This window comes from Pedobacter terrae (genome assembly GCF_036946585.1).
Classification (GTDB): Bacteria; Bacteroidota; Bacteroidia; order Sphingobacteriales; family Sphingobacteriaceae; genus Pedobacter; species Pedobacter terrae_C.
The window spans coordinates 78,499-90,915 of sequence record NZ_JAQIIV010000019.1; the positions used below are offsets into that span (position 1 = coordinate 78,499).

At 37.8% G+C, this 12,417-nt stretch carries 9 protein-coding genes; 7 read left to right on the top strand and 2 right to left on the bottom strand.

The window, feature by feature from the left end; genetic code table 11:
- The first annotated feature begins 41 nt into the window (after positions 1-41).
- From glgB to PGN18_RS19380, 7 genes are all read left to right on the top strand, one after another.
- Positions 42-2,006, top strand: a complete 1,965-nt coding sequence (gene glgB, locus PGN18_RS19350) for a 1,4-alpha-glucan branching protein GlgB (protein WP_335321227.1) — start codon at positions 42-44, stop codon at positions 2,004-2,006.
- Between the two features lie 807 nt (positions 2,007-2,813).
- Positions 2,814-4,973: an immunoglobulin domain-containing protein gene (locus tag PGN18_RS19355; protein ID WP_335321228.1), complete on the top strand. Its 2,160-nt coding sequence runs from the start codon at positions 2,814-2,816 to the stop codon at positions 4,971-4,973.
- A gap of 37 nt (positions 4,974-5,010) precedes the next feature.
- Positions 5,011-5,730, top strand: coding sequence for a hypothetical protein (locus PGN18_RS19360; RefSeq protein WP_335321229.1), 720 nt, complete (start codon positions 5,011-5,013; stop codon positions 5,728-5,730).
- Between the two features lie 118 nt (positions 5,731-5,848).
- Positions 5,849-6,694 carry a gliding motility-associated C-terminal domain-containing protein gene (locus PGN18_RS19365; RefSeq protein WP_335321230.1) on the top strand — a complete coding sequence of 282 codons (846 nt, stop codon included), beginning with the start codon at positions 5,849-5,851 and terminating at the stop codon, positions 6,692-6,694.
- 22 nt (positions 6,695-6,716) lie between these two features.
- Positions 6,717-7,688, top strand: a complete 972-nt coding sequence (locus tag PGN18_RS19370; RefSeq protein ID WP_335321231.1) for a PorP/SprF family type IX secretion system membrane protein — start codon at positions 6,717-6,719, stop codon at positions 7,686-7,688.
- Positions 7,689-7,908: 220 nt separating this feature from the next.
- The gene (locus PGN18_RS19375) at positions 7,909-8,229 is read left to right on the top strand and encodes a hypothetical protein (RefSeq protein WP_335321232.1); all 321 of its coding nucleotides are present in this window, start codon (positions 7,909-7,911) and stop codon (positions 8,227-8,229) included.
- 415 nt (positions 8,230-8,644) lie between these two features.
- Entirely contained in the window at positions 8,645-8,938 is a 294-nt protein-coding gene (locus PGN18_RS19380) for a hypothetical protein (RefSeq protein WP_335321233.1), read from the top strand.
- A 479-nt stretch (positions 8,939-9,417) separates the two neighbouring features.
- On the opposite strand, the gene PGN18_RS19385 is transcribed toward PGN18_RS19380, so the two are convergent.
- Together PGN18_RS19385 and gap are read right to left on the bottom strand one after the other, a co-directional pair.
- Entirely contained in the window at positions 9,418-10,641 is a 1,224-nt protein-coding gene (locus PGN18_RS19385) for a GAF domain-containing sensor histidine kinase (RefSeq protein WP_335321234.1), read from the bottom strand.
- 838 nt (positions 10,642-11,479) lie between these two features.
- Positions 11,480-12,417: type I glyceraldehyde-3-phosphate dehydrogenase (gap, locus tag PGN18_RS19390; protein ID WP_335321235.1), on the bottom strand; the 938-nt coding region annotated here is incomplete at its 5' end.

A 12,417-nucleotide genomic window follows, 5' to 3' on the forward strand; every position in this document is an offset into this window, starting at 1 on the left:
TTTAGCATTTGGGCGCTAAATTTATCTAGCCAACAACAGCTATGCCATCAGCAAAAAAAGTTACTGCAAAAAAAGCAGCTTTAGCCGAAACCGATCGTACAAAAGCGGTTTGGGCACACAGTTTATTTACCGATTATGATATCGATCTTTTTCTGGTTGGGAAGCATTTTAGGCTTTATGAGAAAATGGGGTCGCACCTGATTATTGTTGATGGCACAGCAGGAGCATATTTTTCGGTATGGGCGCCCAATGCCATTGCAGTAAGTGTGGTTGGTGATTTTAACGATTGGACCAAGACCTCACATGGTTTGAACAAACGATGGGATAAATCAGGTATTTGGGAAGGTTTTATTCCTGGTATAGCCAAAGGTGAAGTTTATAAATATTTTGTAAAAGGCTTCGATGAATCTGAACATTTAAAAGGTGATCCTTATGCGCGCAGGTGGGAGCATCCGCCGCAAACGGCTTCTATTGTTTGGGACACCGATTTTACCTGGAAAGACAAGTCTTGGCTAAACAAAAGGGCAAAGCTGAGTGCCTTAGACCAGCCAATATCGGTATATGAAGTACATTTGGGCTCCTGGGAGCGTGATCCGGATAATCCGGAGCGTGTTTTAACCTGCAGGGAAGTGGCCAGCAGACTTGTGCCTTATGTAAAGGAAATGGGTTTTACCCATGTAGAACTGATGCCTGTAATGGAGTTTCCATTTTTTCCGAGCTGGGGTTACCAGATAACCGGGTATTTTGGTGCAAGCTCGCGCTATGGCTCTCCACAGGATTTAATGTACCTTATTGATGCCTTGCATAAAGCCAATATTGCAGTAATATTAGACTGGGTACCTTCTCATTTTCCAGGCGACAGGCATGGTTTATATGAATTTGACGGCACACACCTTTATGAGCATGCTGACATGCGCAAAGGATTTCATCCGGATTGGAAATCGTATATTTTTAATTATGATAGAAATGAAGTAAGGTCCTTCCTGATCAGTAATGCCATATTCTGGCTCGATCAATATCATGCCGATGGATTAAGGGTAGATGCAGTGGCTTCGATGTTATATTTTACTTTTTCGAGAGAGGAAGGAGAATCTGCAACCAATGAGTACGGCGGAAGTGAAAACCTGGGAGCTATACAGTTTTTGCAAGATCTGAACGTTGCAGTTTATGGAAATTTTGAAGGCGTACAAACTATTGCGGAAGAAAGCAGTACTTATCCGGGCGTAACCCATCCGGTACATACAGGTGGATTGGGTTTCGGTATGAAATGGATGATGGGCTGGATGAATGATACTTTAAAGTATTTCAAGATAGATACATTGGGTAGAAAACATCACCATAATCAGTTGAGTTTTAGCATGACTTATGCTTTTACCGAAAACTTTATGCTTCCATTTTCACATGATGAAGTGGTACATGGAAAGTCGCCGATGCTTTATAAGATGCCTGGCGACGATTGGCAGAAATTCGCCAATTTAAGGGCGCTTTATGGTTACATGTTTACGCACCCAGGAGCAAAACTGTTATTTATGGGCAACGAGTTTGGCCAAACCAACGAGTGGAACTTTACACAATCATTAGATTGGCATTTACTACAGTATGCTCCGCATAAAGGTATGCAGGAAACAGTAAAAGCCTTAAATTTTCTGTATCGCAAAGAACCTGCATTATATCATTTCAATTTTAGTTCTGAAGGTTTTCAATGGATTGATGCCGATAATGCAAACGAATCTGTATTTGTGTACATGCGCAAAGGACCTAAGGCCAAAGATACCTTGGTTATTGCCATAAACTTAACTCCAGTAGTTCGCGAAAATTATAGAATTGGGGTACCGTTTAAAACCAAATGGAAAGAGATTTTTAATACTGATGATATTGTTTATTATGGTGGCGGTATCAACAACAGAGGCGATATTGTTCCTGATCTGAAAGACTATAACGGGCAGAGATATTCAATCATTGTCAATTTACCACCCTTGGCTGTAACGATTTTTAAAAGCAAATAAAATATACTGATTTTATCCCTAGAATACAGTTTGTAGGGATTTATCTTATTACAAGTCCATCAAAAGGAAAGGCTTTGTTTCAATAATTCTGACAACTTTATGGCGTTGCAAACGGCGAACGTTATCGAGGCTTAGTGCAAAAAAATTAAATGGATGCCTGTCTAATGGTTAGTCAAAAAAAGATAATTAATCAAATAAGAAAAGCTTCCCATTGCTGGAAAGCTTTCTTAAGCCCTGGAGTGGAAGCTTCCAGAGCGGCTGCAAAGATACAATAACCATTGTTTTTTAGCAAGCTTTATTTTTTAATACTGTTAAGTTAGAGATTGATGTCATTATCAGCTATTAATATAGATTTTCATTTCTAAATTTCTTTTCATATTGCTCACTTAAACCTTTGATCTGAGCCTGAATATTATGAAATGCTAAAGTAATGGTGCATAGCCAAACAAATTGCATTCGCTCTACCAAATGTTATTCATCGATAAAACTAAGTCAATACAAATAATCCAAAGGCAGTCTTATTGATTGGATAGCGCAAAGTAAACATTTATATACAGTACAAATTTTCATTCTGAAAGTAGATGCAGCGATTACTTTAATACAACTTTGTTTTCATCGACAGATAATGAGAAGGTAAGGCTTTTACTTGTTGATAAGCTATTTAATGAATAAAGTGAACGAATAATTTAGCGTTCGCCAGCAGTATTTTTGTGCTCGGCAAACAAACGATTTTATTTTTCACATTATCTCAAACTTACATTGAAAAGGCGCTCTTGTCAATTTTTCTTGGTATTTGTGTTATTTTTTTTGCCTGCGTATTTATATGCACAGTGTGAAAATACAACGCGTACATATGCAAACTTTCAAGGGGCGTATCTTGATGGATTTAGTGTTTTAGGTGGAAATTTATACGGTAATATCACTAATGCATCAAATGCTGTAAATGGACAGGTTAAAGATGCATCAACCTTATCAGTTCCAATTGGAGTGTTAGGGCTTACAGGTTCTGCCACACAATTTCTGGAGTTTACTACTGATGGCACCAACGCTGGTAAACGTAAAATTCCTGCAAATACTACAGTAACAGTTAAACTGGCACTACCGAAAGAACTTCTTGGGCTTTTGAGCAATTTTGAGATTGGAAGTTTTACGGATCTACATGCTGTTTCAGCAAATAAGCCCTTAGCAGGTTATGGATATGATTCTGGATATGATGCAACAAAGAACCCAATTTATACTTCCGCAAATATTGCCGGAGTGATTGGTGGAGCAGGAGAAATGGAAATTACGGTTACTCCTACACAAGATTTCAATGGAATATATATTAAGATTGTAGGTGCGGTAGTATCTACAGCTTTATCAATGAAAGTTTTCCATGCTTATATTTTGGAACTTAATACAGGTTCAATTAATTGTGATGACGCAATTGATGTATTATCAGGTGTAAAACCAACTTCTTTAGGCGGTGTTACTAATCTAACCGGAAGTGTTACGAATCCTTTGAGTGCCATTGATGCAGATCCAAATAGCTTTGCCCTGATTGATGTGGGTACTTCCATACTGAACCAGGTATATTTAACTGCTGTATTTAGTAAACCTTCACAGCCTGCAGATTCGGTTAGTATTATACTCGAAAATCCTGGTGGTGGGCTATTGGATCTCAGCCTTTTAACGGGTTTTAGCATACAACCTTATTTGAATGGGGTTAAAGCTGGGTCAGCATTTGCAAACACAAGTACGTTTTTAAACCTCAAACTGCTTCCTGGATCAACAAGTAAATATAATTTAAAGTTTTCAGTAGCTAACGTTTACGACCGCTTGGAGATTACAATGGGCGGACTTACTGGGGCTTTTAGCCGTTTAAGGATATATGATATTAAACGTAAACTGGTAAAACCACGCACACTGGCTGATCCTACATCTACAGAAGAAAAAATGGTTTGTCAGGGGCAAACAGCAACATTTGTTATTCAGAATGCACAGGACTGCACCGAATATAAATGGTATGATGCCGATACAGGAGGCAATTTGGTACACACCGGGCTAACTTTCACACCCCCAAATACGCTTGCACCAGGAAATTATAACTATTATGTTCAGGCAAGCAGGACATATTGTGCTACCGCCGTTTCTGAACGTTTAAGGGTGAAATTGCAGGTTAATCCGTTACCCGTGCTTACGATATCCAACGTCATCATCTGTAGTGGTTCTTCTGCCGTGCTCTCGATTACTGAACCTGACGCGGGTTGCACTTATCATTGGTATTCGTCATCCTCTGGTACAACACCACTTAATACTGGTACCACATACACAACACCCACTTTAACTACAAGTACTATTTACTATGTAGAAGCGGTTAACACAGTAACAGGATGTAAAAATGTCGGTGGTGCCAAACCTGTAGAAGTTACGGTAAAACAATATGCTCCTGTACCTGCAATAAGTGGAGTAACTGTGATGTGTGCAGGAACAAATACAACATTTACAAATGTTTATCCAAATGGAACTTGGAGTACAGGTGATGCTGGTGTTGCAACGATAGATGCAACTGGTAAAGTTAACGCAATGGCTGCTGGTAATACCGTAATTAGTTACACGGTTGCTGAAGATGCGATTTATTGTGCCAAAAAAGTAGATTTCTCACTAGCCGTTAATTCACAGCCGAATTTAACATTAGGGCCGGATATAAGTATTTGTGAAGGAGTGACAACAACTAAAGTTATGTACTATAATGCGGTTTCTAATCCAGTGAGTTATAGTATTTCATGGGTTGGTAATTTATTGCCTGCTGTTTTAAATCAGGTTTTACCCGCAAATGAAATTAACATTAACATACCATCAACTACTCCTGTTGCAGTATACCATGGAGTTTTGACCATTAAAAATCCAGATGGTTGTGAACGTGCCGTCCCTTTTAGTTTAAGGGTAAAGCTGGTGCCTCATAAACCAACAGTGTCAATTAATTAAAAAGAAAATAAATTATTCAATCTAACCACTTAAAATCATGACAAAACAAACTAAAAAACGTAATCTGAAAATCTTTGCGCTTTTAATGTGCTTATTGCCGGTAAGTGCTTTTGCACAAACGCCAAGTGCATATTTGTGCGGAACGAATACTGTAAAATTGAATCCCGCGTTCTCTGGCTATACACCTGCTAACGGCGATAAAATTGTGTGGACGGTTGATGGAACTGCGGAGGCCGCAGTAATATATAATGGTTCAAATGCTTCTTATCAGATTGCTGCGGGCCTAGCTGTCGGAAGCCATACTTATTCAGTTCAGGTTATACCAGCTGATGGAAATCTTTGCCCTAGCGATGCCTCTGATAATACAGTTGTGGAAAAATTGCCTGCTCCTGTTATTGCTGTTGCAGCTCCGGGAAGTGTGTATTGTACCGATCAAACAGCTGCTACAATAATTACAGCTAGTAAAGATGCTTCAATAACCTTACCAACGGGTGTAACTATGGCTTATACCTGGTCAGCAACACTAGCCGGTACTGCGGTAACTGATATTACAACTTTGGGAACAGTGTCTACTTCAGGTGATACTTTTACGCTTAAAGCTGGCGTGGCTCCAGGTGACTATGTTTTTGCCGCTGTTGGAAGTTATGCTACTGGCGCCGTTCCGTTTGTAGGCGGAACAAGTTGTACCGCAACTGCGAATAAAGCCATAACAGTTACAGCTAAACCAGGTAAAGCAACGATCTCGATAGTACCGTAGGTATTGCTGTTGAGCAGGTTTAACCATGATGATGTTTAACAGATTTGGAATACTTATACCCTTTGTGCTGCTGCTTTTTGCAGCGGCATGCTTTGCTCAATCATCTAATCCAAACACGTTGAACATTAAACCAGGTGTTACCGTTAAACTTAGAGCCAATGGTATAGGTGCCACATCTTACCAATGGTTTAAAAATAGGGAAGCTATTTTGGGTGCTACCCTGCAAGATTATGTTGTAAATGCAGCCGGAAAATATACCGTTATTACTTTTAGCTTAGCTGGATGTAGCTCAGACCCCTCTGAACAAATGGAAGTGATTATGGATCCACTGGTTTTAGCAGATGTTTCCATTGTTAAAAGGTCGGAAAGCAGGCGAGTAATGAATACTGAAGTATTTAAATATAATTTGTTGGTTCGCAATAACGGGTTGGGTATGGCTACGGATCTGCTTGTAAAAGACGAACTTCCGGAAAATCTGATCTTTTTGAGTGTTGATGCCGCTGTTGGTACCGCAAATTATGACCAACAAACCAAAACGGTCTCGTGGTCTATACCATCACTTGCAAATGGCAGTTTTGTTGAGCTAGTCATTAATGTAAGGTCAGTGAAACCTGGTTATGTGATTAACCGCGCCACTGTTACAATGAATGAAACAGATCCGGATCCGTCAAACAATGTATCTATCGATAATAAGGAAATTATTGGACTTAAAATTCCAAATGTATTTACACCAAATGGTGATGGAAAGAATGAAACCTTTGTTATTGAAGGTTTGGATCTTTATACCGAAAATCAGCTTACCATTATTAACCGTTGGGGAAGTACGGTTTATGAAAAGAAAGGCTATCTAAACGATTGGACGGCGAATGGCTTAATAGATGGAACTTATTTTTATGTGATTAGGGTGAAAACTGCAAATACGCAATGGCAGGAATTTAAAGGTTATCTAACCGTAATGAGATAAACGAAATTTAAAAGGTGTGAATATGAGAAAGATATTCTTAGCAATATTGTTTAATTTATTTTGTCTCTGTGTGTCCGCTCAGCAGAATGCCCAATTTGGACAATATATGTTCAATGGTCTGTACATCAATCCAGCTTATGCCGGCTATAAAGAAGAACTCTACATGCAGGCCTTTGTACGGGCGCAATGGGCAGGTATACAGGGGGCGCCCCAAACGCTTTCTTTATCGGTAGATGGGACAGCTAAAGAAGAACGTTTAGGATTGGGTTTGTTGGTATCCAAGGATAAAATTGGCGCGCAGAACTCGTTGAATTTATCAGGTAATTTTGCATACCGGATTAAATTGGACCGCAACGAAACCAATGTACTCGCATTTGGTTTTGGCATCGGCGTAATGCAAATGGGACTGAACGGCAGTTTGCTGAATCCTACCGAAACTGGCGATAACCGCATTCCGACTGGTTACGAAAGTAGAACTGTACCGGATATCAGGGCAGGTGTGCATTATTCGAGCAAGAAATTGTTTATCGGATTTTCTGTCAATAACCTGCTTACACAGTATCTTCCGGTTTTCAGAAATAATAATCTCCTTAGTATTACTTCGAAACCGCATTTTTATTTAACGGCGGGAATGGTATTTCCCATGGATAATGACTTTATGTTCAAACCCACTTTTTTAATTAAGGATGATTTAAATGGGCCAACCTCATTAGATCTTAATGCTTTTTTAATGATCAGGGAAAAGCTCTTGTTAGGTGCTGCGTATAGGACCTCTGTAAAACTTTATCCTAAGCCAGCATTACCAAACGATTTAGATGCAAAAAGTGCCGTCGGACTGATTACGGAATTCTTTGTTCGCAACAACCTCCGGATTGGTTACGGTTATGATTATAGTTTAAATAAGCTTGGTAATTACGATTATGGCTCTCACGAGGTATCTATTGGTTATTATTTACAAACCGCAAAAAGCAGAAAGCCAAAGTGCTATTTTTGATGCCTCGATTTTATAAGTAGCAGTTTTATATTGAATTTATGTTACTGAACGTATATGGCTATGCCATTTGTTTCTAAAGATATGTTAAGGAAGTTTATTCTGTCGCCTTTTAGTTGATATTTGAAAGCTATATATTTATACTCCATTCGGTTGTTTGATTTTCTGACATTGCATAAACAAACAGAAACTCGGTGTGTTATTAACCAATATCAATTCACTCATGCAGCCATTATACTCTGGAACTAATTATAAAGATCTAATTGTCGCCAATAAAGCTGATTTATCGGATGATAATTTCTTTTTTACCTCCGTGCAGTCGTATGATGGTGCTACGTTCAAAGCACTTTATCAAAAATATTCGCCAGCTGTTTATGGGAACATTATGAGGCATGTGGAAAATGAAGAAAAAGCTAAGTTGATTTTAGAACAAACATTTTTTGAAGCCTGGCAATCTTTTCCACAGTTTGATAAAACTAAGCTTAGAATTTTTACCTGGATAAATCAGTTCGCGCTTAAAACCATTAAAAAGTATACACCATAAGGATCATTAAATATTAACGGACTTGATAGTCTATTATATTTTTATATTTCATTCGAAATTGCTATAATTAAAGGTCTAAAGCCTAACCCTATTTGTGTATGCTCGAATCCCAAAAGGCGTTTTTGGTAAACGCTATGTTAAACTATTTTGGTCAGTTATGTCCTATAACTTCAGAATTTATCCAAAAAATAGAAAAAAACGTGGAGCCTCTGCTCATCATGAAGAATAAACACATTCTATCGCCTATAGATAATAATAATTGCGTTTTTTTTTGTAGTATCTGGCCTGGTAAGAGGTTTCATTAAAGATGGGAGTAAAGAAATTACAACCTGGATTAGCGTAGGGTAACGAATTTGTTGGCGCCATTCAACATCCAGGCGCCCCTCCAGAGCCTTCAATCGAATATCTACAGGCATTGGCAAATTCAGAATTAGTTGCTATTCCATACTTGTTAATTGATGAGCTTTATGCAAATTATCAGGAGACAAATATAATATGGCGAAAGATACTTGAACTCCAGTACCATGCAGCTTCAGAACGGTCGATGCTGGCACGGATCCCATCTGCGGAAAGGCGTTACGAAAAATTCATAGAGCTAAATCCTTTTGATGCATCCAGGGTTCCTTTGCGCTATATGGCCACTTACCTGGGGATGCGCCTTGAAACGTTGAGCCGAATACGGAGTAAAATGGTTAAGCAAACGGCGTGACTTGATGGAATGTCTTAAACTCAATAAAGATGGTTGTATTTGGGCATTAAACCATTGAGCTTTTTTTTATCAGATATAAAACGAAAAAAAATCAATTAATTTACGAATAATTTAAAATCTTCATCAAATCTTAATCTTTCCGCCGTAATATTGTAGGCATAAGGGGTGAGAGCCTTATACAACTTCATAAGTTGAGAGCGTTAATTTAGATAAGGGATGTAGCCGGAGGTTACATCCCTTTTTTACTTTGGCTTCGGATATTAAGGAGTAGGCCTTTCTTGATCTGCTTGTTTTACGGTGGTAATCTTTCTCTTGGATGATCAGATGCTTAATGTTGAAGTCTTTTTATTTGCGGGGATCCAATGTTTTTGATGTGATCATCAATTCAATAATTAGTCTCAATGAACTTTTTGGTGCCTGTGATTTCATTTATTTCATCTTTTGAAATCAGTGGTGGGAAAAATGAGATTAATTTTGTATTAATCCGTAATCGGTAAGCTTTCTTGTTTTGGCAGGGAAATAAAAAACGAGCTACCTAAATTTTTACCGGCGCTGCTTGCCCATACTTTACCACCATGTAGCTGCACCAGCGTTTTAACGATATAAAGCCCAATGCCGTTTGAGCGTTCTTTTGCAGTTGGTACCGATGATAGCTTGGCAAATTTGGTAAACAATTTCGAGATATCTTCTTTAGTCATACCTAACCCATCATCTTTAAATTCAAATACAATATTGTTAGACTCTTCACTGCAGATTATTTCAATCTGCGCACCTTCATGCGAATATTTAATCGCATTACTCAAGAGGTTGTTGAAAACGTCATTTATGCGTTCTTGATCTACCTGGATATAGCCATCAGTTTGGCAACTTATTTTAAGCGTTTGGTGTTTTTCTTTTAGTGTAGAATCAAAAGTTGCAGCCGCCGTATTGATCAGGTTCATTACCTTAATGGTTTCGAATTTAAGGTCTATCGCGGCATTCTCATTTTTGGCTTCATTAAGCAAGTTATTCATCGTTTGTTCAATGTTCCGGCCAGTTTGCTCAATTTTTTTACCTAATGATGCAAGTTTTTCCTGTGAGAGCAAACTTTTATCTAAAAGTTGACCATAAGCAATCAGTGAAGTGGCCGGGTTTTTCATGTCGTGCGCCAGGCGGTGCAAACGGTCATCGTAAGCACGTACCGAGATGCGGTTAATTAGCCGCGACTCTAATTTTTCAAGGGTAATCCGGGCCAGCCATTTCAATACCATCAATTGGTCTTGTTCAATATCGTATCTGGGTTTGTTGTCTATTATGCTTATAGTTCCAATTACATAGCCTTCCATTGTAACAATTGGCGCAGCAGCATAAAATCGGATTCCATTGTCCATTTTAACGTAAGCATTATTTTTAACTTCGGCATGTGTTTCGGTATCCTGAATCAGGGTAATTTCGGCCGATTGTGAAGCTACGGCGCATAAGCTATCTTCTTTTCCAATTACCCAATCCTGTATCCGGCTGGTATTCGCCTTAAAGTATACCTGTGTGTCATCAATAAATGAAATAAAAGATCCTCCTGCTTTAAAGGTGGTCTTGGCTATCTCGGCAATCAGGTCAAAAAGAAGTTCAGGGGGCGAATCAATAATGTCGTAACGCCTGAGTTTGTTTAGACGCTGAGATTCATATTCATTAGTGGTATTTGAGGGCTTGCTAAACTTACTCATTAATGGAGGCTGTTTTAAAAATGCTAGATGGCAAATGGTTTCTAACAAATATAAAACAAAGAAGTTTTATTCTGCAATTTAACTTAGTCCGATCAGGAATGTTTGGGATTGGTCGATCGTGATTCTAAAAAGCTTAGGTTTCAGGTAAGGTGTGCTAAATATTTAACTTATTTTAAAGCAATTGTGGTGTCTGTTATCAATCTTGATATTTTGCCAGGAACATTTATCTTCTCGTAAATAAAAAACTCCATATAAAAGAAAAGAGATACTCCATCCAGACGTATCTCTTTTTTCTAACCAAATATAAACCTGTTATGAGCCAGGCTTTGTCTTTAACTTTCTTTCTAAACCTGGGTTTATCCAGAAAGTGATTTATCTTTTTCTATTGATAACAAACTTCGTTCCGTTTATTATGATACAAATATAGTAAAAAAAATGATAGTGTAAAAAATACACTAAGAAAATTTTAAGTTTTTTTTTTGTCATTTTTTATTTCCCATTCTTTTTTAGGGAGATTTCAGGATTTAAAAAGGTGATATTACAATATAGTATGAAAATATGTTAACAAAATGTTAAATATCGTTAATTGTCATGCTATTTGGCTGTGATTGAGCTTTACTACAGCTTAAAATAGATTCAATTAATTTTTTTTAATAGAACTTCATCTTTTTTTAATGATTTAAGGAATACTGAAGCGGTAAATTTCATAAAATAAATTTTTGTTATGTTTTTTATAGAGATTTTTACTGACGAAAATAGTTTCTAAAATAAAAAGGCAACATTAATTGAATAATGTTGCCTTTTACAAGGTTTAAAAATGCCTAATGCATTTTTTTAATTATAAACTTGCGTAATATTCTACAAATTTAGCTAGTGCAGAAGAGTATCCCCACTCGTTATCATACCAAGATACCACTTTAACGAAGTTATCATTTAATGAAATACCAGCTTTGGCATCAAAAATTGAGGCATGGTCATCACCGATGAAGTCAGATGATACAACTTCATCCTCGGTATAAGCCAATACACCTTTTAATTCCCCTTCAGAGGCTGCTTTCATCGCGGCTTTAATTTGCTCGTAAGTAGCTGGTTTTTCTAAACGTGCAGTTAAATCTACTACCGAAACATCAGCAACAGGAACACGGAAAGACATACCCGTTAATTTACCTTTTAATTCAGGTAGTACCATACCTACTGCTTTAGCAGCACCAGTAGAAGAAGGAATGATGTTAGAAAAACCACCACGGCCACCTCTCCAGTCTTTTGCAGAAGGACCATCAACAGTTTTTTGGGTCGCAGTTACTGCATGGATTGTACTCATTAAACCTTCAACAATACCGAAGTTATCATTTAAAACTTTAGCAATTGGTGCTAAACAGTTTGTAGTACAAGATGCGTTAGAAACAATTGTTTGATCTGCAGTTAATTTATCGTGGTTAACACCCATTACATAAGTAGGGATGTCGCTATCTTTAGCAGGAGCAGAGAAAACTACTTTTTTGGCACCTGCAGCAATGTGTTTTTCTGCATCAACACGGGTTAAAAATAAACCTGTTGATTCAATTACCACTTCAACACCTACAGCATCCCATTTTAAATCAGCTGGATTTCTCTCTGCAGTTACGCGGATGGTTTTGCCATTAACAACTAAGTTACCGTCAACAACATCAATGGTACCATCAAATTTGCCATGGGTAGTATCATATTTTAACATGTATGCCATATAATCAGGCTCGATCAAATCGTTGATCGCTACAATATCCAATCCTCTTTTTA

Coding starts and splice junctions, on each gene's coding strand:
- glgB (WP_335321227.1), top strand. CDS start 42: ATGCCATCAGCAAAAAAAGTTACTGCAAAAAAAGCAGCTTTAGCCGAA.
- PGN18_RS19360 (WP_335321229.1), top strand. CDS start 5,011: ATGACAAAACAAACTAAAAAACGTAATCTGAAAATCTTTGCGCTTTTA.
- PGN18_RS19370 (WP_335321231.1), top strand. CDS start 6,717: ATGAGAAAGATATTCTTAGCAATATTGTTTAATTTATTTTGTCTCTGT.
- PGN18_RS19375 (WP_335321232.1), top strand. CDS start 7,909: ATGCAGCCATTATACTCTGGAACTAATTATAAAGATCTAATTGTCGCC.
- PGN18_RS19385 (WP_335321234.1), bottom strand. CDS start 10,641: ATGAGTAAGTTTAGCAAGCCCTCAAATACCACTAATGAATATGAATCT.